Source organism: Paenibacillus sp. 1781tsa1, assembly GCF_024159265.1.
GTDB lineage: Bacteria > Bacillota > Bacilli > Paenibacillales > Paenibacillaceae > Paenibacillus.
In genome coordinates this window covers 502,050-524,087 of the sequence record NZ_JAMYWY010000001.1, presented here as the reverse complement: position 1 = coordinate 524,087, position 22,038 = coordinate 502,050, and the positions used below count along the sequence as shown (strand labels likewise).

Below are 22,038 nucleotides of genomic sequence, written 5' to 3'. Positions count from 1 at the left end.
TCAATTCGGTGCAAGCTGAGGTTCGTCCCTTGGCCCCCATTGCTGTAACACCCGCTTCAACTCACTTAGCATGACCGGTTTGCTAATAAAGTCACGCATGCCAATCTCCAGACAAGCTTCCTTATCTTCACGTTTGGCATTGCCTGTAACTGCGATGATTGGAGGTATGCGATCCCGTGGAATTAGGCGGTGTAACAAGTCTGTTGCCTTAAGTCCATCCATCACCGGCATATGAATATCCATCAGAACAATATCATAAGCATTCTGAGAGATGGCATCAATCGCTTCTACGCCATTGGTACACACATCTGCCTGGTATCCAAGCTTCTCCAGATATTCTCGCAAAATCTTGCGGTTCACTGGATGATCCTCCGCCACCAGAATACGCATGGCGACCTTGTCACTCTGACGTGTACGATCATGATGGAACTGACTTGCTGTCTGTTCTGCTGAAGCATCTACACTCGCCGCAGGAACAGCAAACCGGAAGGTTGAGCCTTCCCCTTCTGTACTCTCGACACTGATACTACCTCCCATGATCTCCACGAGTCGCTTGGAGATGACCAGTCCCAGCCCTGTACCACCATATTTGCGGTTAATCACCGGATGCAGCTGAGAGAAGGACTGGAACAACTGATCCAGCTTGTCAGCCGGGATGCCAATTCCCGTATCTTGCACAGCGAAATCAAGCACGCTATCTTCAGGCTTCCTGCCTTTGATAATATCCACGTTAACATCAATGCTTCCCTGATCTGTGAACTTAAGCGCATTGCCAACCAAGTTCACCAGAATCTGCCGGATACGTATGGCGTCACCAACCATGAACTCAGGGATGCTTGGATTGAGACGATATCTGATCTGCAGATGTTTCTCATCTGCACGAGGTTTAAACAGTTCGGCAACCTGTTCCAGCATCTTACGTAATGCAAATGGTTCATAAGCCAGTGCCATTTTTCCGGATTCCAGCTTACTGAAGTCCAAAATATCATTAAGGATGTTCAGCAGCGCATCGCCACTGTCTTGAATAATCTCGGCATATTCACGCTGTTCTTCCGATAAATCGGTACCGATCAATAATTCTGTCATGCCCACGATTCCATTCATCGGTGTGCGGATCTCATGGCTAACCATCGACAGAAATTCTGACTTGGCCTGAGCTGCCAGCTCAGCTGTCTCTTTGGCACGTACAATTTCACGTTCGCCAGTCACATCATTGAACACAACCACCGCGCCCTGAATCTGTCCCTGTTCAATAATCGGCGTCACCTGATACTGCACCAGAAAGCTGCTGCCATCTTTACGCCAGAATACATCTTCCTTGACTGAACGTCTCTGTCCATCCAACACGGTCATGTGAATTGGACACTCTTCTATTGGGAAATGACTTCCGTCTGCACGGGTGTGATGAATAATGGGATGTGAGTTCTTGCCAATGAACTCTTGCGCCTCGTAACCGAACATCGAAGCTGCTGCTGGGTTCATAAACATGGTGATTCCATCCGCATCCAAACCATATATTCCTTCCGTAACCGTGTTGAGGATCAGCTCATGTTGCTTGCTTAACTCCTGAATTCGTTCCGTGTATTCCTTACGCTCGGTAATATCGGACACGATCCCATAGACGCCTACCATTTCTTTATCCACAATAATGGGCACATTCGTAACAGATACTTCAATCTTCCGACCACTTGAATTGACGATTCGGGTCTCATAATATTGCGGTTCGCCTTGCTTCACCATTTCAAAATAACGTTTGCCGTATTGCACTTCGCATTTATCCAGATTGGATAAAAAAGATTGGCCAATAAGCTTATTGCGCGGAATATCCAACATTTGCACCAGTTTGCTGTTCACTGCGCTGTATTTACCTTCCAGATTCAATGAATACACAGCTGCCGGGTTATGTTCGAACAACGATCTGTATCGCTGACGGCTTTCCCGAAGACGTCGGTCCGCATCCTTATGCTGGGTAATATCCCTGCTGATGCTTACAATCTGGACACTCTTGCCAGGCTCTCCAGCCACAGGCTTCGCCAATGTCTCCATCCAGATATAATGTCCCTTCTTGTGCAACACACGCATCTTGCAGCCATTGCTGATCTTGTTAAGATCCATAGGGTCCGGGTAATCTCCCGGATAACAATAATCCTTGAAGGACTTTCCTGTAACTTCCTCCGGCCTATAACCCAGCAAGGCGTACACGGAAGGTGAGACATATAACAACTCTCCATCCGTAGAACAAGTCGTAATCAGATCTTGTGCATGGTCAGCCAGCACCTGATATTTCTCCTGTGCCTCTTTAAGCTCACGTTGCACTTCCAGGATACCGGTAACATCTTTGGCAATACCATAGATTCCTACAACTTCGTTCCCATCTGTTATAGGCACATACGTAATCTCTGCCTGTTTCAGAGAACCATCTTTATGATAAAAAGTAATGGAATTACTGACTGAACGTCCAGCCAGTACCTCTTTAATATATTCATTGCGTAAATTTGCACTGTCCGGAGGACAGAGCTGATTTTGATTCATACGAATCAAGTCATCCAGTGTATACCCCGACATTCGCTCTACCGAGGGATTAGCATCAATATAGTTTCCATGGATATCCATCACATAAATGGCATCCGGGTGATTAAAAAACAGTGATTGGTAAGAACTTCCCTCAGAAATAATGCGCTTCAGGGTTTCCGTTTTATTAATATCCAAGGCTTACCCCTCTTTTCTCAGCCAATATCTTCATCTAACATCAGGGATTGATTATCCCTTGCCAAAATGGGCCTACCCTCGAATAACCATGTAAGCCTGCCTAGAAACAGCTTTTTTTATTTTACCAGATTCTCGTCTCATTTTGCTTACAATCTATGATTAAATTCACATGTTGTGTGATGTAATACTTGGAATTTTAGTTTTACTTCGGAGGCGTCTTCGAACGCATGCAAGTTATACAAGGTAGAAAGCCACGACATAAAATTAACGATACATTTTGTATCAAAAAGGCTATAATCGTTAAAAAAACGTTTTTGACGACGGAGAGGATGGATGAATCATGCTGCCCAACAGAGTTAAAATTGCCTATGGCAAACTAAGAGGCTTGGCCATTTTTGGTAAAATCCAACCCTCAATGGGCCTGCTGCCAAGAATCAGGGGTAAGGTTTATCTGAATAAACGGGGTGACTTACAGGTGGGAAAGAGACTTAACATCATCGGTAAACCCTGGGGAACCCAGCTAACCGTGGTCAAAGGGGCACGATTAACCATTGGTGATGACGTCATGATTAATGCCGGTGTGGGGATTGCCGCCAACGTAGAGGTGACGATCGGTAATAACGTCATGATCGGTCCTCGAACAAGCATATTCGACAGTGCTTATCACCGGATTGATTCACTGGATGACGGGAGCCAGACTGCCAAACGAATTGTTATCCAGGATAATGCCTGGATTGGTACAGGCGCGCTCATTCTGCCCGGAGTGACTATTGGCAGAAATGCAGTCGTGGCAGCAGGAAGCACGGTGACCAAAGATGTACCCGAGAATACACTTGTAGCCGGAGCCCCAGCCAAAATCATTCGAGAGCTGACCATTCATGACGGGTGGGTTAGGCATTAGAAAAAATCCTCCTGAAGCCTACATACAATAGAGCTTTGCATGTTTTGCTTAAGAAGGATCTTGATTTTACGATAACCAGACGTATATCTAATTATTCAAATTTCTTTTTTGGCAAAATACATCATGCCGATTCCAATGAAAATGACAGCACTGCCTCTGACGACCGCCAGTATCGTCATCAGCGGCACGTTGTAGGCTCCGAAACCTCCGCCGTCTACGGGTGTCATCAGAATCATCGGTTGCGCCCAAGGATAATACGGTCCATATGTCGCTGAGTTGACGATGAGGATATTAGGCACGGTCAGTGCAAAATTCAGTGCGAGCGGTGCAGCAAAGCTGCTCCACACCAGGGAAACGAACATCTGCAAGGCAGCCAGTGGTACACAGGCCAGCAACCCAAGCAGCAGTTTGCCCACCAGGAATCCCCATGGGATCTGCATCGTAATGCCATGGATCATGCCTGCCAGCAGAATGGACATCAGCAACAATACTTGTGTACCCGCCAGAAGCATGAGTACAATCGTCAGCTTGCCTGCATACACCCCTGAACGTGTGAGTGGCAATACCAGCATCTGCTTCCACCCTCCTCCTGCATGTTCAAAACGGCAGACAAAGGACGTAAACACGCCAGTCAGCATCGGCAACAGGAGTAATCCGTGCAAGAATACCATCGTGCCCATCAGTACCTGCCAATTCCCCGAAGGCGTGGACAAGAGTCCGATGAGCAACGCAATGAGTGGACTCAACAGAATCAGGAGCCATACGGGGGATTTGCCCATCTTTAGCCGCTCAGCCGATAAAATTCGAAAATATGTTGTCGCGAAGCTCATATCAGGCCACATCCTTTCGGCTAAAGTGCAGCATACCCATCAACAGGATTAAGAGCCCCAGACCTGCACCCATGCCTGCATACAGATATGGATTAGGTCCATTCCAAGCCATCTGTGCCCAAGCAAGTGGAAAGTTCGGTGAGATACTGAGCGCGAACATACCTGTTATCGCGAGAACAATTCCCAGAGTGACGGGAAGCGCCTGATTTTTATTGACCATTGTGAGCCATAACTCCAACGACAACACGGGAAGCGCACCAGCCAAGGGCAACAGCCCCAGCTTGATTGCATGCGTCCAAGGGATCTCATTGGCATGGAATCCGAGGATCAGACCCAAACCTATAATCCCTGCGGTTAGCAGCAGGCAGGAGATCACCAGCAGCAGACATGCCAGCAAGAACTTCGCCAGATATACGGCCGGCCTTGGAATTGGCATTGCGAGAAGCTGTTTCCACGACCCCTGTTCATGCTCGACATTAGCAATCATGGAGCTGAGAATGGTCGCTCCCAGCATCAGGGACAACGGCACAAAGACAACCACATTGCCCAGCAATCCACCCCACAGGTTACCGGCATACTGTTCTTTCAGATAGTCCAACCGTAAGCCAAAATTAAGCGCCTGCATCGCTGTCAATCCAAGCGGGGCCAGGAAAACGAGAAACCAGATTCCTTTCCCCCGAATCTTGAGCCAGTCCGACGATAATGCACGTCCGGTCATATGGATGCCCCCTCGCCGATGACCCGCATGAACAGATCTTCCAGCGACTGACGCTGTTCCTCTACACGATACACATCATGATCCTGTTCAATCAATCGGCGCACAAGCAGCGCAACCGAAGGATTATCCATATAAGGGAACGTTAACGCCGAACCTTGTCGCTGACCAAATTGCCCCTGCTCTCTCGCCAGTTTCATGGCCTCTTCCGGTTCGGAAACTGTTAAACGGATCGAGCTGCCCGTCTGACTATGCAGACTCGCGATGGTATCCTGAAGCACCATCTTGCCTTCACGGATAATGCCGACACGACTTGCCATCTGTTCAACTTCACTCAGCAAGTGGCTGGAAACCAGAACGGTAATGCCATGTTCCAGAGGCATACGTTTGATCAGTTCCCGAATCTCCTGGATACCGGCCGGATCAAGTCCATTCGTTGGTTCGTCCAGAATCAGCAATTCCGGTTCACCCAGCAAAGCACTGGCAATACCGAGGCGTTGCTTCATCCCAAGGGAATACCCTTTTACTGAACGTTTGGCATCCTTGGTCAAATCTACAATGGACAGCACCTCATCAATTCTTGATTTTGGTACATTGATGATGCGGCGCAAGGTTTCCAGATTCTCTACCGCGTTCAGATGTCCATAATAGGACGGGTATTCAACCAAGGAGCCTACACGGCGCAAAATATCCATGCGCTCCTTGCGGATATCCTTGTCAAAGACACGGATCACGCCTTTGGTTGGTTTAATCAAGCCGAGAAGCATGCGAATCGTTGTTGTTTTGCCGGCACCATTGGGACCAAGGAAGCCGTAGATATCTCCCTTTTTAATATGCAGATCAAGTTCACGGACCGCTGCACGATCCCGATATGTTTTCCATAAATTCGCCGTTTGAATAATATTTTCACTCACTGTATGATCACCTCGGAACTATCGTAACCTTCCAAGGTTAAAGCCAAGGTAGTCTCCAGTTTAAGTTTAGTTTAAAAAAGCTATTTCAGCGGTGGATCGTTTCCTTATTTCCCTTACCACTGTAGATAGATGTCCGGACACCCGCATCGGAACTGTCTACCCGCTTGCGCAGACCCATCTCACGAATCAACAAGTCTACAATGGATAAGCCCAGACCTGTGCCTTTGGTGTCGGAATCCTGTTGCATTCCCGGACCCCGATCCTGAATAACGATGGCCGTCTCACCCTGAATCTCCTGGGTTGATATGCCAATATATTTCCCGCTGGCAGCATGACGAATTACGTTCTGGAACAGATTATCGAGAATACGGCGCATGCCTTGTTCATCCATATGCCAGATTAGCGGTTCCTCTGGCAGGTCAATATCAATTTCGAATTGCTCTTTCTCCCAGACCGGGTACCAAGCCGCCGCCGTTTCCCTGACAATGCGCAGCATATCTTTCTCTTCCAGCTTCAACGTATATTTACCGCTCGTGAGCAAATTGTAAGACAACATGTTGTCAATGAGCCCGCCGAGGTCCTCCATCTTCGCTTCCATGCGATGTAATGAACGGTCACCTTGCTCGCTCAGCGCTTCCTTGTGCAAAGCATGCATATGTCCACGAATCACCGTTAGCGGGGTGCGCAGATCGTGGGAAAGCCCCGCAATCAGACGTTTGCGCAATTGTTCTTCCTCACGTTCACGCTCGCGGCTGTCGGACAGTTGATGTACCATCTGGTTAAATGATTCCTCCAGTTGACCAATCTCGTCTGATCGGCGGATATCAACCGGAAGCGGGATGCCTTCCTTGCCCGTGGTCATCATTGCCGTCTGCAATCGTATAAGCCTTTTGCGAATGCGTGCGAAGAAGAGAACCGACATGATGATGAAAATCATGAAGATGATCATCATGACAACGCCGAGATACAGGAGCTCCATCGGCCAGTTACTCTGTGTCATTTGCAGAAGTGATCGCGGCACTTCAATGATCATGAAGCCCTGTCCTCTGTCCTGTTCAGCCCCGCCAATATATGCAACTACGGTCAACGGATCGCGAAAAGAAGCTTCTTTCATGAATTGTATCGTGTTATTCACATTCCATAAGGCTGGAATTCGGGTCTCTGCCTTTTGCCCGGTATCCAGCGACCATCTCAATGTCGTGTCTGTCCTGCCATCCGGGGATGTGGATTTCTGAATCGTTACATCCTCACTACCGATAATGAAGAGGGTCTCACCGCTCGCATTCACACGATACATGGAAGACTTGGGATACGAGCCATGTAATTGCTCCAAACGGGCCTTAATCTCCTCATCTGAAGCACCATCCAGATTCTCTGCTTCCCGCGACCAGAGGTTACTGATCCGAGTAACGTCACCATAGGGTGCCGCTTGATTCGTATTTGTGTTATTCACTACGACAACATATAGGATGGATATAATCGGAAGAACGACGGGCACAAATAACACGGCCGCCAGAATCAGGATGATATATCTGGACATCAACGACCGCCCAAAGCGTAGCTTGCGCCGCCCAGACTGCTTTTGATCCGCGCTTCGTTCTTCCTTCCGTTCTACCTTCATGGTCTTCCGTTCTCGGAAACGCCGGATCATGGCTTCTTCACGCGATATCCCACACCGCGGACTGTCTGAATAACGACCGGATTGGCCGGATCAAGTTCCAGCTTCTCGCGTAGATGTCGAATATGTACCATCAAAGTCTTGTCTCCATCCAGATAGGGCTCGTTCCAGACGGCTTCATAGATCTGCTCTTTGGTTCGAATCATGCCCATATGTCGCAGCAGGTAGGCGAAGATGTGGAACTGTTTTCCCGATAAAACAATCTCATCCCCCGTCTCCTCATTGACGATGCGGTTATCTTTCTCATAGATGGAGAGGTGATCCAGCTTCAGAGCTGTATCCGATGAGACCGCAGTTCCCGCCTTACGCAGTTGGACCTCAATCCGGGCAGCCAGTTCATCGGGGTGAAATGGTTTCGTCACATAGTCATCGGCAAAATCGAGACCATGCAACTTGTCGTCAATGGACGTTCTGGCCGAGAGCATGACAATGGGCACGGCGGGATGTTCTTTTTTCAGTCGCTGGCCCACCGTAAATCCATCCAGCCCGGGCAGCATGACATCCAGAATAATGAGTGAGCAACCAACAGCAGCCTCCGCTGCACCTTCACCACTACCGAGCCATACCACCTCATAACCGCGCTCCTCCAGATCGGCTCTGACCCAAGTCGCAATTTCCGTATCATCTTCAATATATAACAGTTTGGTTTTCATTCGAATATTCGTTTCCTTTCTGCCCCCATTGGGTTAATGATATATCTGAGCATCATCATAATAAAAGCTGTCTATAATACATGGATTCATATCTTGTTGAAACCATGTTGAATTCCTTTACGTTACCACACATTCTAATTATAGCTTATCCATTCACGTGGGGAATGTTATATCAATCAAGTCTACCAAGTACATATTATACCTACACCTGACGGGAGGAATTTCATTATGCTGTTGGAAGCCATCTATCATCAACCGAAACGCAATTGGGCCTATGCCTATGACCAAGATACAATCCATCTGCGTCTGCGCGCCAAAAAGAATGATCTGACCGAGGTACATGCCCTGACCGGAGATAAATATGCGTGGGATGCAACCAAAGCGCTGGTTCCCTTAACGAAGTTCACCTCTGACTCCATGTTCGATTACTACGAGGGCGAGGTGAAACCTCCCTACCACCGACTGAAGTACTCTTTTCTGCTCAAAAACGGAGACGAACAGATCTGGATGACCGAGACGGACTTCCAAGAAGAGGAACCAGATGATCCGGGTCGTATGTTCCAGTTCCCATATATTCATGCAGGAGCTGTATTCACACCCCCTGCATGGGTTAAGGATGCCGTGTTCTATCAGATTTTCCCTGAACGATTCGCGAACGGCAACCCGGATATTAGTCCGGAAAAGGTGGAACCGTGGGGTGGCGAGCCAACCCCTTTCAATTTCTTTGGCGGTGACCTTCAGGGCGTGATCGACCATCTGGATTATATCAGCGATCTTGGCATTAATGCGATCTACTTCACCCCCATCTTCGAAGCCACCACCAACCACAAATACGATACCGAAGACTACCTGCGGGTAGATCGGCATTTTGGTGACGCAGATACCGTGAAGAGACTGGTCGAGCTGTGCCATGCACGTGGAATTCGCGTATTGCTGGATGCTGTGTTCAACCATTCCGGGAAGACGTTTGCGCCGTTTGTGGATGTTCAGAAGAACGGAGAACAATCCAAATACAAGGACTGGTTCCATGTACATGAATTCCCGCTGGACGTGAAAGACGGCATTCCTACGTATGAGACCTTCGGATTCGAAGCACACATGCCTAAGTTGAATACGGAGAATCCCGAGGTTAAGGCATATCTGCTGGAGGTTGCCGAGTACTGGATCAAGGAAGTGGGTGCGGACGGATGGCGGCTGGATGTTGCCGACGAAGTGGATGATGCCTTCTGGCGTGATTTCCGCCGTGTAGTCAAAGCCGCTAATCCGGATGCCTATATTCTGGGCGAAGTATGGAACGAGTCCTCCTCTTGGCTTCAAGGCGACCAGTTCGATGCGTCCATGAACTATCCGTTTACCGATGCCGTGAATGCTTTCTTTGTGAAAAACACAATGCACGCCGAACAGTTCGCGAACTCCATCGGTCGGCAATTATCCCGTTACCCGCTTCAGGCCAGCGAAGTAGCATTCAACTTGCTGGACAGCCACGATACCCCGCGGCTTCTCACGCTGTGTGAAGGCGACCAGCGCAAGATGAAGCTGGCTGCGTTATTCCAGTTCAGTTACATGGGCGCGCCGTGCATCTACTACGGAGACGAGATTGGAATGGACGGCGAGCATGATCCGGGCTGCCGTAAATGCATGGAATGGGATGAAGCGAAGCAGGACCGTGAGCTGTTCGACTTTTATCAGAAACTGATCTCCCTGCGTCATGCTCATCCTGCCCTCCGTGCAGAAGGCACCGTTCGTTTCCTGCAGGCTCGTCCCGATGGCAGCCAATTGGTATTCGAGCGGCAAAATGAGGAGGAACGTATTCTGATTCTGTTCAATCGGTCCGAAGAGACGGCTATTGTCGAACTGGAGTCAGGAGACGGGGATTGGACCGAGCTATTCGGTGGAAACCATCGTACCGCCAAGGATGATGGCGTGCTTGCCATTGAATTACCTGCGTATGGATATGCCGTACTAAGTACTAGTCTCACATAAACATCAAGCTATATATGCTTTTATGCAAGACAGGACAGGAGTGCACTTTATCGGAATATAAAAAATCAAATAGGCGCTTACAGACCTGTTCCGGATCTGATGAGTGCCTATTTGACTTTGACGTTAATTATTAGGGCCATGGTTATTCTGCCTGAACCAGCTGTTCCTTGAGCAACTGGATGGTAGCCTCATATTGTACAAGCCCCACTTGCAGACACAGACGCTGTGCAGGAGAAATACGCTCACCGAATTCTTCCATCTGGCGCTGAAGTTCAGCATATAACATTTCCTTTCGCTTCAACTGGGTCGAGATCCACCCCGTTACGGTATCTTCATCCGCCAACTCTCCGAAGTACAAACGCATCAGAAAATCAGAACGAAATACCTCAGCTTCCAAAGGACTCATTAAATAGGCGTGAAATTGCGCTGCTCCTTCAGGGGTCAATGAATACACGTTCTTATCAGGTTTCCCTTCCTGCTTCACTGATTCCTTAGTCAGCAATCCTGACTTTTCCATCTTCGCAAGTGTAGGATATATGGTGCCAAAGCTGGCATCAAAGAAAAATGAAAAATATTGTTCAAAGTACTGCTTGATCTCGTATCCGGAACTTGGCTGATTGTGCAGTATTCCGAGGATGACATGCTGCGTGTTCATCGGTGTACCGCTCCTTTCCATTCCCCTTAACGTATCACAATCAGTACCCCTTGTTCAATGATCAGATGACGAAACGGTTGCTTTTAGAGCGACCGGCACAGCAACAGGCTGGTTCTCCCTACGAGGTTCAGAACGTGCCGGGCCGGAGCGTCTGATCCAGGTGCAAAGTGCACCCAAAGTCAGTGTTACTCCGCCGATTACGGCGAGCAACATCGCATCTCGGCCGATCCCGTTTCCTCCGAGCACAAGGTTCATCATCCCCTCTACGGCATAAGTCGCTGGCAGATAATGACCGATAAATTGGTAGAACTCAGGCATTACATCTCGCGGAATCGTTGATCCCGAGGACAGCATCAATAGAGGCAACAGAGCACTGTTTAACCAAGCCCCAGCATTGCCAAGCAACTGCAGGCTCAACTGAGCCATGAATAGAAAAGATATGGTGATTAGTAACTGGAACAGCCATAACATGAACCAACCGTCTGCTGACGATACCCCCATAATTTGCATCATCCCCGATCCAACGAGCGAAACGATAAATGCCGCACCAAGATTAACGATGTTACGTGCCCAGAAGCGCTCCCACTTCCCTGCCCTGCCACTCAATTCACCAGAAACTTTCTGCAGATTCATGCCAAGCAACATCGCTCCGGTAAACGTAGCCGTTACAATCAACATCGGTACCATGGAAAAGGAAAAATTATCAACAGGGTTTAGTCGCACCACCTCAGCCTCCACGCGTGAGGATAACCCCAGCGCCAACCCATCGGCCTGATCGGCAGGCATACCGGACTGATTCAGCACTCCGCGAATGCTATTCTGTTGTACTTCACGATTCAATGTCGCTGTAACCTGTGCGGCTACGTTCTGCATCACACTTTTCACGGTAGCCACGTTCGATTCGTTCATCACATAATTGACTGCCACCGTCTTCGACAAGTCTCCTGTCTGCTGCATAAAACCGGATGGAATCTCAATGATCATGTATACTTCCCTGTCCGTTAACAGTTGTCTCGCTTCTTCCATCGATTCGGATGGTATGATCTCGAAATCCAGCCCTGCTGCCAAAGACTCCGCCACTGGCTCAGCTGCCACCCCATCTTCATTCACGATCGTGACAGCCAACTCAGTCATTCTTTCATTAACCCGATCGTATCCGCTAAGCCAGATGATGTTAAAGAAAACCTGAAATAGCACTGCCGTAATTAGACCCACAATAGTCGCTCCATTTTTCAAAAACAGCAGACTCGTTCGGATAATTCCTTTCATTTTAACCATCTCCTTTAGTTTTGTTTCGCTCTTTTATATATCGTATTGATATATGACAATTGTTAATATATCAATACGATATATAAAACGTCAATATGTTTTTATTTTGTTTGTTGTAAAAGACAAAAATAGCCGATACAAATCTTCACCAGGAAGAGTTTGTATCGGCCTTTCGTATCATGCAAAGAGCGCTGCATCACCTTTAATAATCAAGACTAAGGACTACATGAGATAGCGTTAAGTTAGATTTAATTCATACCGATTCTATTACGCCTTAGGTTCTACGTCATTTTCATTTTCAGTCGCGGACTCCGTCTCAGGCTCTGCACGCTTTGCCTTCGGTTTAGCCAGCTTCTGCATCATTTTGCGGCCAGTTGGTGTCTGGGCCAGTCCGCCTTGGGCCGTCTCCCGGTGGCGGCTCGGCATCGCACTGCCTACTTCCAGCATAACGTCAATGACTTCATCTGACGGAATGGCACTACGCACTCCGGCCAATGCCATGTCGGCCGCAGCCAGTGCCGTGACGGCACCCAGTCCGTTACGGACGATGCACGGAATTTCAACGAGGCCTGCGACCGGATCGCAGATAAGGCCCAGTGTATTTTTTAACGCCAGGCCTACGGCATGAACGACCTGCTCCGGTGTACCTCCACGCAGTTCAACCATGGCACCCGCAGCCATGCCGATCGCGGAACCCACTTCTGCCTGACAGCCACCTTCCGCACCAGAGATAAATGAATTGTTGGCAATGACATAACCAATCGCCCCTGCACAGAACAACCCGTTCACCAGATGTTCGTCCGTCCAGCCAAATCGCTCCTGTGAGCTGATAAACACACCAGGGATGATGCCGCAGGAACCGGCTGTTGGTGTTGCGACAATCCGGCCCATGGAGGCATTCACTTCAGATACACACAGGGCATACGCCATGGCAAGTGCGGAAGCATCACCAGAGCAAGTCTCACCCTTGCGAATGTACTCGGCCATTCTTTTACCGTCTCCACCCGTTAATCCACTGCGTGATGTGGTATCTTCCGTTAACCCTTTACGTACCGCTTCCTTCATCACCTGATAATATTCAGACATCTGCTTCACAACATCCGCTTCCGGTGTATTGGTCTCCTGAACCTGCTCCTCGATCATCAGTTGAGCAATCGTTTTGGATTCCGCTGTACAGATCGTATTCAGTTCGTGTAAATGTTTAAATCGCATCCGAATCAACTCCTCTCTTCAAATCGATGACACGAATGTCCAGTACATGATCCAGCTCCTTCAGACGCTTGAGCATATCCGGATTCGGCACGCCGTCCATCTCCATCGCAGTAAGCGCTTCGCCATCACGGGCTTTCCGGTCCACCTGCATATACCCGATGTTAACCCCGGATGAACTGATCGTGGACGTTACCGAGGCGAGCACTCCTGCTTTGTCCGCATGTCGCAGAACGAGTGTCGGAAACTCACCACTAATCTGAACACGAAAATCATTCATCGCATGCACCGATACACTACCACCACCAATAGAAGCACCGATTAAGGAACATGTACGTCCTTCATGCCACAACTCAATTTTGACCGTATTGGGATGAGGAGCAGGCAGGCCGCTTGTATAAAACTCAACCTCCATGCCCGCTTCCTCTGCGTATTGCTCTGCATCCGGGATACGTGGATCGTCTGTGACATAGTCCAAAAGACCACCGATCAGTGCCAGATCTGTTCCGTGCCCCTGATACGTATCAGCGAATGAACCGTATAGTGTCAGCCGGGCACGTTCAGGCGTACAACCTAGCCACTGACGAGCGATTCTTCCCAGCCTTGCTGCTCCAGCTGTATGTGAACTTGAAGGCCCCGTCATCGACGGACCAATAATTGAGAAAACATCTTTAAATCGCACCTTATAACCCTCCAATTGTATTCGTCATTTGCATCCAGATCCCATGCCATAATGTTCCTTTATTACTGAATGATGACATCAAAAAAGGACAGAAGAAGGCCTCAGGCCCTCTCTCTGTCCTCGATACCTGAGAGTTTCACGATTCAGCAGTGTCTCACGACAAGGTGCATGGCCTGCAATTGCAGACAAGTCACCGGACTGACTGATCATATACCCCTTGGGTGGCGCAGTTCGCGCACTCTCCAGAGTTGCGTCCAACGATGGTACATTTACCTGAGAGATTAACCACTGGGCTGGGTGCGCAGCAGCTTGCTCCTTCGGTGCCTGAACAATAGCCATTTTGGTCGGCTAACTCAGGTCTCTCCCGCTCGTTATCATCCGCTGTATGGAACCATTCTGAGCGTATGTCAGAACAGTAATGGAAATTGTTCATTCTTCTTCATTAAGATTAATCGACCGGAAGATCAGTGTCAACAAACTTAACGATATCTTTGGATGTATTTCCTTCATTTTCGATTGAACCGATGAAAACCAGAATATTTTGTCAGATTTCATCACATTAATACGATAAAAAGAACTTTTAAACAGCTTATTTCATTTTCCTTCAATTCATAAAGCGCTTACTACTATTTATGATAATGTCCACGAAACTGTTCGGGTATTCAGGCAACCATATCTTTGAGCTACACTATTCATAGCCCTTAAGGATCTGCACACCCGGATTATAAATCACAGTTCGTAGAAGATACTCTCGTTCTGTACATATGGTCTGCAATACTTGCTACATAGCTTCGGCATGCGATCTTTCATCCATTCGTGCCTAGACTCGTTCGCCATCTGAAAAGCATAATAACCAAGTGTAAAGATCAACATGAACCCTTCCATTAATCGTATATCACGATCCGTCAGTGGTGCGATCTTTTTTGTGTATCCGGATAAGAATATGTCACGTTCCTCCCGATTGAACATAAGCGCTGCCCCTCCGGCATCGAAAAGATAATAACCATAACCGTGTAGACAAAAATCAATCATGGACATTCCCTGATCCGTTATCAGCAGATTATTGCGAGTAATATCCCCATGAATGATTCCCCATGTCCCCGCCTGCTGTGGGTACGTTGCTAGCTGCTCGTTAATGTTCTCAAACGTCTCCCGAAGCAGATTGAAGTCTTCCGTTGTAAAAATTCCCAATCGGACACCTTCCTCCAGCTGCCCTAGCATGACCAAATTCTCAGGGATATTGCCATATGTCGGCCGTACCTTTGTTCGATCTGTCTGATTCTGCACACGCCCATACTGATGAAGCATCTGTAGTTGCGCACCAAGATCATATATCTGCTCTGTTGTCAGGCGTTCTCCCTGCTGGATGTCCCTGCCCTCAATCCACTCCAGTACTGTACAGCAGATTTCTTTACCTGCTTCACTTGTCCATAACGTGACCCAATCTCCCGATACATTGCGTACCGGATGTTGTACGCGTAATGCTGTCGTTGCATTTAACTCATGAAGCAGGTTCATCTCTGCCTCCAGTGCAGGAGGCGTGTGCTGAATGCCTGACATACTTGCATATGCAGCTTGATGGATACGCAGCAGATACTTCTGCCCGCTTGCTTCATCAACGACATGATACGTCAGGTTCTCATTGTGACGAATATAAGAAACGACAGGTTTTTCAATCGTGTAATTCTGTATGATATCGGTTGCCATGTGGTCATAAGACCTCTGATTCGTAGTGATTATCAACATCTCCTTCGAAGTTGTGTAAACGCTCTCTTATTACTGAATATCGTAGCATAATGTTTATCCCGCATACAGAAAATTCCACTAAAATTATAAATTAAAAAAAGCACAACTCCCGAACAAGCGTCCAGGCATTGTGCTTCTTTTGTCTCTATTTATTTCTTCATTTCTCTGTCTGTTGCCCTATGTGACACTCCATGATCCAATTAACCAAAACGACCCATAATGTATTCTTGGGTCAAGCGATTGTCCGGGTTCGTGAAGATATGCTCTGTATCCCCGTGCTCAATCATGCTTCCCAGATAGAAGTAAGCTGTATAATCCGAAATACGTGCTGCCTGCTGCATGTTATGGGTAACAATAACAATCCGCAGCTCCTTCTTGAGCTCGGTAATCAATTCTTCAACTTTACCCGTGGATACCGGGTCAAGTGCAGATGCAGGCTCATCGAGCAGCAGAATCTGCGGATCAACAGACAGGGCGCGGGCGATACATAGACGCTGCTGTTGTCCACCTGAGAGAGACAGGGCTGATTCATTCAGCCTGTCTTTCACTTCGTCCCAGAGCGCAGCACGACGCAAGCTTTTTTCCACAATCTCATCCAGTGCCTTCTTACTCTTCGTACCACGGTAGCGGGGGCCAAACGCGATATTGTTGTAGATGGACTTGTGAAAAGGATTTGGCTTCTGCCACACCATGCCAATCTTCTGGCGAAGCTTGATTACATCGGTTCCAGGCTCATTCAGATCGTTACCGTCCATCCAGATATGTCCCTCTGTGCGGGAACCGGCAATCTCGTCGTTCATTCGGTTAAGCGACCGTAGGAACGTAGATTTACCGCAGCCAGACGGCCCGATAAGCGCCGTTACGCTCGCTTCGGGAAATGTGAGACTGATCTGCTTGACCGCCTGAAAATGTCCATAATATATGCTTAACTGTTCCGTACCAAAAGGTATGGCCATGTTGGTTCCTCCTTATTTCGAAGCTGTCATGCGGCGGAATACAACCCGACCGATCCAGCGTGCACTTAGATTGAACGCCAGCACGAGAATGACAAGCACGGCGGATGCCCCTGCTGCCACTTCTTTGGAATCCGGGCCAATGCCTTCACTATTCACTTTCCAGATATGAACAGCAAGTGTTTCTGCCGGACGGAAAGGATTAAGTGGTGATCTTGGACTCGTCGGATTCCAATCTGTAAAGTCCAGTGGCGGACTACTCATACCTGCGGTGAACATCAACGCGGCCGCCTCACCAAAGATCCGGCCCGATGCCAGAATCGTACCCGTAATCAAACTCGGCAATGCCACAGGCAGCAGAATGGAAGTGATAATCTTCCACTTGGACAATCCAAGTGCCAGACCTGCTTCCTTCTGTTCCTTCGGAACGGCCCGGAAAGCCTGCTCCGTTGTCCGCACCATCAGTGGCAAGTTAAAGATCGCCAGAGCCAAGGCACCCGAGATCAGAGAGAAACCAAGACCAAATTGATTGACTAGCAACAAGAGACCAAACAAACCGATAACGATGGAAGGGAATGATGACAACACTTCAACGACAAGACGAATGAAGCTGGTAATCTTGCCTGGCTTGGCGTATTCCGCCATGTAAATTCCGCCGCCCCATCCGAGTGGGATGGTCACAATTAATGTCAGGACAAGCAAGAATATAGAGTTAAAGAGCTGTGGACCAATCCCGCCGCCACCCTTAAGCAACTGTGGTGCACTCGTCAGGAAGTTCCAGCTAATATGTCCAATTCCTCTATACATGATGAAGCCAAGCAGACCGAGCAATATAATAACAATGAACAGGGCCAATACAACGATAACGGATGTTGCAATCTTATCTACCGTCTTTGCCTTCATTTTCATACCCGGTTCCTCCTCTCAAGCAGGCGAACCAGAATGACGAAGACAAATGTCATCACCAGCAGGACAAGCGCCATACTCCACAGTGCATTGTTATGAACAGAACCCATCGTGGTGTTACCCATGCTGAGTGTAATTACACTTGTTAATGTTGAAGCCGATTCGAGCAAGGATGTTGGAACATGCGGTGCATTACCGATAACCATCTGCACAGCAAGGGCCTCACCAAAAGCACGAGCCATACCCAAAACGACACCTGTCAACAAAGCTGGCAAAGTCGTTGGAATGATGACACGGTAGATGGTTTGCCAGCGAGTGGCACCCAGTGCGTACGAGGATTCACGCAATCCTTTTGGCAAAGCAGACAACGCATCTGCCATAATACTTGTCACCGTAGGAAGAATCATTACCGCGAGAACAAGACATCCGGCTGCAATCCCGACGCCTGTTCCACCAAAGATACTGCGCAGCAAAGGTACGATGACACTCAGACCGATAAATCCGTACACAACGGACGGAATTCCAGACAAGAGCTCAATCGCGGGCTGCAATATCTTTTTCCCTTTACCCGGTACAATCTCTGTCATGAAGAGTGCTGCACACAGGCCAAGTGGACTAGCGATCAATGCTGCAAGCAAGGTTGTAATGAAAGAACCTGTAATGAACGGCAATGCTCCGTAGAACGCAGGTTCTCCAGTCGGATTCCACGTCTTTCCACCAAGGAATTCACTTATGCTTATTCCGTTTTGGAAAAATGTGGACAGACCCTTGGACGCTACAAAATAAACAATGGAAAACATGACAACGATCAGGAAAACGACACAAATCGACGTATAGATCCGTCCCGTCCACTCTTCCCAATAATGTTTCTCTTTTAAGGGCCGGCGCGGTTTCAACTTGTTATTCATTACCGTTCCCCCTTCGGTCTGTTCCATAACAACCATCCTTCTATAGTAGAATTAATGAAAAATATGGGATTATTTCAGAGCAAACCGCGTAAAGAGGCGGGACCTAAGTCCGCCTCTTTCGCTGTATGCGCAAGTTCAAAGATTATTGAACCACATTACCTGCTGCATCGCGTTTTACTTTCATACCTGACATTGGAATGTATCCAAGTTCTGTCACGTCGTTTTGTTGAATTTCGTCACTCAGGATGTAGTCCAGGAAAGCTTTTGTTGCTGCATCTGGCTCACCTTTTGTGTACATGTGCTCGTAAGCCCATACTGGATAAGTTCCTGCTTCTACGTTCTCAACTGTTGCTTCTACACCTTCGTATTTCAACACTTGCAAGCTGTCATCCAAGTAAGACAGGGCAAGGTAACCAATAGCACCTGGCGTTTCAGCTACCAATTTTTTTACGTTACCAGAAGAATCTTCTTGAATCGAACCTTGGATATCATCCATTTTTGCACCCAATGCATACTTCTCGAACGTTGCACGAGTACCGGAACTACTTGGACGATTTACAATAACAATTGCTTTATCCGCGCCACCAACGTCTTTCCAGTTCTTCACTTTACCGGAGAAAATGTCGACCAGTTGTTGCTTCGTCAAATCTTCTACACCTGCATCTTTGTTGCTAACTGGAGCCATAGCTACTACGGCTACTTGATGGTCAACCAGTTCTTTTACTTTGGCTTCGTCCTCCAGTTTCTCTTCTGCGAATACATCAGAGTTACCGATTGTAGCTTGTCCGTCAGATACTTGCGTCAAGCCAGTACCACTACCGCCACCTTGAACTTGAACCGTTACGTTCTTATATTCATCAACTGCCATAAATTTCTGTCCAGCTTGTTCTACCAGAGGTAGCAATGCTGTCGATCCGACTGCCAGAATGTTACCGCTAAGCTCAGCAGCAGCTTCCCCTGATCCATTGCTTGCAGCACCCTCTGTACCCGCGTCATTTTTCGATCCGCATGCAGCGAGCACCAGTACGAACGTTAAGGTCATCAAAATAAACGGCAACTTTTTAAACATGTTTTGTTTTCCTCCCCCAATGTAGTGATGGCGTTTTGTGAATTTGTTTGTTCACCATCAACTCTTTACTTATTGTAGTTTCGGTATGTCATCTTAAAATCAGTGTTTTGTAAACGCAATGTTAAAAATATCGGCAGCATATTGAAAATCATTTGAGACAAATTGCGCTGAATTGGCCGCTTCGGGAACGGACATTGTTTCAATCGCTGTTATCCCCGGATTTATATGATTTACTTTTTCCAAGGAATACATCCGGGGATAAAGGCGAACGCTTCGCTTTTCTACAATCGTTCCGTTCCCTTCGCTGTGTCAGCGCTCGTTGAATCTCAGGCATTTCAATCTCCTGCCTGGGAAGTAGGCAAAGAAGAGGATGTCCCATAAGTCATGAATATGACGGGGGACATCCTCATTTAGTGTTATTTTGTTTTAATGAACCTGACACACGCTATTCGCTCCCATTTGCCCAGATCTGAGAACTAACGAATCTCAGAGACGTTATTTCGTTGATTTAGTTGATTTTTTAGGTTTTGAAGCACTTTTATGACGAAATAGCGTTACTGAGGTTCGTTAAATCTTGCAACCTTTGATGATCTGCCTTTTAAGGTGCGGTAGGTTCATTAGCGCTTGGAGCGAAGCAGAATTCCTTTTGAGACAGCCCCTTATGTAATTGGTTAGGTACTTAATAGAGATGGAGAATTTCCATTTCTTCTATAGAAGAAACAGAAGAGGAAACTAAAAAACTGCCTCACTGCCAGTGCGTAGCACCGGCTGTGAGAGCAGCTTTTACAATACAACAGATTATCTTATTAATACTTAATGTAAAATCTAATTTTACTAACCTAGGATCCATAACCACAATGCCAGCCCAGCTAGAGTAATTAACAAGGTGGGAATGGTCAGGATGATGCCTACCTTGAAATAATAACCCCATGTAATCTTCACACCTTTGCGGGATAACACATGCAGCCATAGCAATGTGGCAAGAGATCCAATCGGGGTCATTTTGGGACCCAGGTCGGAACCAATGACATTGGCATAGATCAATGCTTCCTGAATAATACCTTCGGTATGCGCGCCCTGGATGGCTAGCAGGTTAATCAACACGGTCGGCAGGTTGTTCATCACCGATGATAATACAGCAGCGATGATGCCCATCCCGAGCGAAGCAGCCAGCAGACCATGCTCTGCTATGGCATCCAGCCAGCGGCTCAGATGATCCGTTAACCCCGCATTACGCAGTCCATATACGACGATATACATGCCCACCGAGAACACCACAATCGACCATGGCGCTTCCTTAATTACTCGTTTCAGATCAACAGCCTCGCTCTTGCGTGCCAATAAAGCGAACAGCAGCGCAACGGAGCCCACGATAACCGACACGGGAATCGGCAGAAACTCACTGGATGCATAGGCAACCAGTAACAGCCCAAGCATGAACCAAGCGATTCGAAACATCCGCGGATCACGTATTGCTTCCTTCGGATCACGCGCTGCTGAAATATCATAGCGAAGAGGTATGCTTTTGCGATAGAACAAAAACAACATCCCCGTACTCGCTACGATCGAGATCAGATTCGGCACAGCCATGCGTACCGCATACTCCACAAATGTAATGCCAAAGAAATCAGCAGACACAATGTTAACCAAATTGCTGACGACCAGCGGCAACGATGTAGTATCCGCGATAAACCCACTCGCCATCACAAAAGCCAGCACCATACGCTCATCAAACTTCAATGCACGCACCATTGCCAGCACAATTGGCGTCAGAATGAGCGCGGCACCGTCATTTGCGAACAAGGCAGACACCGCCGCTCCCAACAGAATGGAGTAGAAGAATAGTCTGCGACCGTCTCCTCCAGCCAGCCTTGCCATATGAAGGGCAGCCCATTCGAAGAAACCCGTCTCATCGAGAATGAGAGAAATCATAATAATGCCGACAAAGGCCAGCGTTGCATTCCATACAATGGATGCCACATCCGAGGCATCGTTCAAGCTGACGACTCCGCACAACAGGGCAAGTAATGCCCCACCTGAGGCTGTCCAACCGATGCCCAACCCACGAGGTTGCCAGATTACCAAGGTGATTGTCACTACAAAAATCAGTATTGCTACGTATACCATAAAGCCTCCTGCTGTACCCTGTATCAATATATTATTCAATAATTCGATCTTATATTGTTAGATTACACCGCTATATGCGCGGAATAACCAGACGATATATTTATACAGGGCTACAGGAACATTGTCTATCT

Annotated in this window: 19 protein-coding genes and 2 riboswitches; of the genes, 2 read left to right on the top strand and 17 right to left on the bottom strand. The window is 47.8% G+C overall.

Annotated elements, in window-relative coordinates:
- Positions 1 to 2,709: a PAS domain-containing hybrid sensor histidine kinase/response regulator gene (locus NKT06_RS02505; RefSeq protein WP_253429496.1), complete on the bottom strand. Its 2,709-nt coding sequence runs from the start codon at positions 2,707 to 2,709 to the stop codon at positions 1 to 3.
- Between the two features lie 340 nt (positions 2,710 to 3,049).
- Between NKT06_RS02505 and NKT06_RS02500 the strand changes: the two genes are divergently transcribed.
- On the top strand, positions 3,050 to 3,610 hold the full coding sequence (locus NKT06_RS02500) for an acyltransferase (RefSeq protein WP_253429494.1): 561 nt from the start codon (positions 3,050 to 3,052) through the stop codon (positions 3,608 to 3,610).
- Positions 3,611 to 3,705: 95 nt separating this feature from the next.
- Here the strand turns inward: NKT06_RS02500 and NKT06_RS02495 are convergent, their stop codons facing one another.
- The 5 genes from NKT06_RS02495 to NKT06_RS02475 all read right to left on the bottom strand — a co-directional run bounded on the left by NKT06_RS02495 (position 3,706) and on the right by NKT06_RS02475 (position 8,400).
- Entirely contained in the window at positions 3,706 to 4,440 is a 735-nt protein-coding gene (locus NKT06_RS02495; protein ID WP_253429491.1) for an ABC transporter permease, read from the bottom strand.
- 1 nt (position 4,441) lies between these two features.
- A complete protein-coding gene (locus NKT06_RS02490) occupies positions 4,442 to 5,158 on the bottom strand; it encodes an ABC transporter permease (protein ID WP_253429489.1) in 717 nt (238 codons plus the stop codon).
- Positions 5,155 to 6,069: an ABC transporter ATP-binding protein gene (locus tag NKT06_RS02485; protein WP_253429487.1), complete on the bottom strand. Its 915-nt coding sequence runs from the start codon at positions 6,067 to 6,069 to the stop codon at positions 5,155 to 5,157. Before NKT06_RS02485 ends, NKT06_RS02490 begins: the two co-directional genes overlap by 4 nt.
- A gap of 85 nt (positions 6,070 to 6,154) precedes the next feature.
- The gene (locus NKT06_RS02480) at positions 6,155 to 7,690 is read right to left on the bottom strand and encodes a sensor histidine kinase (RefSeq protein ID WP_253429486.1); all 1,536 of its coding nucleotides are present in this window, start codon (positions 7,688 to 7,690) and stop codon (positions 6,155 to 6,157) included.
- A 26-nt stretch (positions 7,691 to 7,716) separates the two neighbouring features.
- Positions 7,717 to 8,400 (bottom strand): response regulator transcription factor, encoded by a 684-nt coding sequence (locus tag NKT06_RS02475; RefSeq protein ID WP_253429484.1) that lies wholly within the window; start codon positions 8,398 to 8,400, stop codon positions 7,717 to 7,719.
- Between the two features lie 228 nt (positions 8,401 to 8,628).
- On the opposite strand from NKT06_RS02475, the gene NKT06_RS02470 reads away from it, so the two are divergent.
- Positions 8,629 to 10,383, top strand: coding sequence for an alpha-glycosidase (locus NKT06_RS02470; protein WP_253429482.1), 1,755 nt, complete (start codon positions 8,629 to 8,631; stop codon positions 10,381 to 10,383).
- 142 nt (positions 10,384 to 10,525) lie between these two features.
- On the opposite strand, the gene NKT06_RS02465 is transcribed toward NKT06_RS02470, so the two are convergent.
- The 11 genes from NKT06_RS02465 to NKT06_RS02415 all read right to left on the bottom strand — a co-directional run bounded on the left by NKT06_RS02465 (position 10,526) and on the right by NKT06_RS02415 (position 21,907).
- Entirely contained in the window at positions 10,526 to 11,038 is a 513-nt protein-coding gene (locus NKT06_RS02465; protein ID WP_253429480.1) for a PadR family transcriptional regulator, read from the bottom strand.
- Positions 11,039 to 11,092: 54 nt separating this feature from the next.
- The gene (locus tag NKT06_RS02460; RefSeq protein ID WP_253429478.1) at positions 11,093 to 12,307 is read right to left on the bottom strand and encodes a YhgE/Pip domain-containing protein; all 1,215 of its coding nucleotides are present in this window, start codon (positions 12,305 to 12,307) and stop codon (positions 11,093 to 11,095) included.
- Positions 12,308 to 12,574: 267 nt separating this feature from the next.
- Complete coding sequence (gene sdaAA / locus NKT06_RS02455) at positions 12,575 to 13,519, bottom strand: L-serine ammonia-lyase, iron-sulfur-dependent, subunit alpha (protein WP_253429476.1); 945 nt, start codon at positions 13,517 to 13,519, stop codon at positions 12,575 to 12,577.
- A complete protein-coding gene (gene sdaAB / locus NKT06_RS02450; RefSeq protein ID WP_253429474.1) occupies positions 13,509 to 14,198 on the bottom strand; it encodes an L-serine ammonia-lyase, iron-sulfur-dependent subunit beta in 690 nt (229 codons plus the stop codon). The genes sdaAA and sdaAB overlap by 11 nt, the downstream gene beginning before the upstream one ends.
- A 112-nt stretch (positions 14,199 to 14,310) precedes the next feature.
- Positions 14,311 to 14,446, bottom strand: a riboswitch (glycine riboswitch).
- 4 nt (positions 14,447 to 14,450) lie between these two features.
- A riboswitch (glycine riboswitch) is annotated at positions 14,451 to 14,575 on the bottom strand.
- Positions 14,576 to 14,927: 352 nt separating this feature from the next.
- Positions 14,928 to 15,905 carry a phosphotransferase enzyme family protein gene (locus NKT06_RS02445; RefSeq protein WP_253429472.1) on the bottom strand — a complete coding sequence of 326 codons (978 nt, stop codon included), beginning with the start codon at positions 15,903 to 15,905 and terminating at the stop codon, positions 14,928 to 14,930.
- 239 nt (positions 15,906 to 16,144) lie between these two features.
- Complete coding sequence (pstB, locus tag NKT06_RS02440) at positions 16,145 to 16,900, bottom strand: phosphate ABC transporter ATP-binding protein PstB (RefSeq protein WP_253429470.1); 756 nt, start codon at positions 16,898 to 16,900, stop codon at positions 16,145 to 16,147.
- A 12-nt stretch (positions 16,901 to 16,912) separates the two neighbouring features.
- Positions 16,913 to 17,800 carry a phosphate ABC transporter permease PstA gene (gene pstA / locus NKT06_RS02435; RefSeq protein WP_105601638.1) on the bottom strand — a complete coding sequence of 296 codons (888 nt, stop codon included), beginning with the start codon at positions 17,798 to 17,800 and terminating at the stop codon, positions 16,913 to 16,915.
- A gap of 2 nt (positions 17,801 to 17,802) precedes the next feature.
- Entirely contained in the window at positions 17,803 to 18,738 is a 936-nt protein-coding gene (gene pstC, locus NKT06_RS02430) for a phosphate ABC transporter permease subunit PstC (protein WP_017690972.1), read from the bottom strand.
- Between the two features lie 115 nt (positions 18,739 to 18,853).
- Positions 18,854 to 19,780, bottom strand: coding sequence for a phosphate ABC transporter substrate-binding protein (locus NKT06_RS02425; RefSeq protein WP_253429468.1), 927 nt, complete (start codon positions 19,778 to 19,780; stop codon positions 18,854 to 18,856).
- Positions 19,781 to 19,879: 99 nt separating this feature from the next.
- On the bottom strand, positions 19,880 to 20,023 hold the full coding sequence (locus NKT06_RS02420) for a hypothetical protein (protein WP_253429467.1): 144 nt from the start codon (positions 20,021 to 20,023) through the stop codon (positions 19,880 to 19,882).
- A gap of 591 nt (positions 20,024 to 20,614) precedes the next feature.
- Positions 20,615 to 21,907 (bottom strand): arsenic transporter, encoded by a 1,293-nt coding sequence (locus NKT06_RS02415; protein WP_253429465.1) that lies wholly within the window; start codon positions 21,905 to 21,907, stop codon positions 20,615 to 20,617.
- Positions 21,908 to 22,038: the final 131 nt, after the last annotated feature.

Bases quoted from the DNA above. Each gene is read 5' to 3' on its own strand.
- sdaAA (WP_253429476.1), bottom strand. From the start codon at position 13,519: ATGCGATTTAAACATTTACACGAACTGAATACGATCTGTACAGCGGAA.
- NKT06_RS02425 (WP_253429468.1), bottom strand. From the start codon at position 19,780: ATGTTTAAAAAGTTGCCGTTTATTTTGATGACCTTAACGTTCGTACTG.
- NKT06_RS02470 (WP_253429482.1), top strand. From the start codon at position 8,629: ATGCTGTTGGAAGCCATCTATCATCAACCGAAACGCAATTGGGCCTAT.
- pstC (WP_017690972.1), bottom strand. From the start codon at position 18,738: ATGGAACAGACCGAAGGGGGAACGGTAATGAATAACAAGTTGAAACCG.
- NKT06_RS02465 (WP_253429480.1), bottom strand. From the start codon at position 11,038: ATGAACACGCAGCATGTCATCCTCGGAATACTGCACAATCAGCCAAGT.
- pstA (WP_105601638.1), bottom strand. From the start codon at position 17,800: ATGAAGGCAAAGACGGTAGATAAGATTGCAACATCCGTTATCGTTGTA.
- NKT06_RS02490 (WP_253429489.1), bottom strand. From the start codon at position 5,158: ATGACCGGACGTGCATTATCGTCGGACTGGCTCAAGATTCGGGGGAAA.
- pstB (WP_253429470.1), bottom strand. From the start codon at position 16,900: ATGGCCATACCTTTTGGTACGGAACAGTTAAGCATATATTATGGACAT.
- NKT06_RS02475 (WP_253429484.1), bottom strand. From the start codon at position 8,400: ATGAAAACCAAACTGTTATATATTGAAGATGATACGGAAATTGCGACT.
- NKT06_RS02480 (WP_253429486.1), bottom strand. From the start codon at position 7,690: ATGAAGGTAGAACGGAAGGAAGAACGAAGCGCGGATCAAAAGCAGTCT.
- NKT06_RS02495 (WP_253429491.1), bottom strand. From the start codon at position 4,440: ATGAGCTTCGCGACAACATATTTTCGAATTTTATCGGCTGAGCGGCTA.
- NKT06_RS02445 (WP_253429472.1), bottom strand. From the start codon at position 15,905: ATGGCAACCGATATCATACAGAATTACACGATTGAAAAACCTGTCGTT.
- NKT06_RS02460 (WP_253429478.1), bottom strand. From the start codon at position 12,307: ATGAAAGGAATTATCCGAACGAGTCTGCTGTTTTTGAAAAATGGAGCG.
- NKT06_RS02415 (WP_253429465.1), bottom strand. From the start codon at position 21,907: ATGGTATACGTAGCAATACTGATTTTTGTAGTGACAATCACCTTGGTA.
- NKT06_RS02500 (WP_253429494.1), top strand. From the start codon at position 3,050: ATGCTGCCCAACAGAGTTAAAATTGCCTATGGCAAACTAAGAGGCTTG.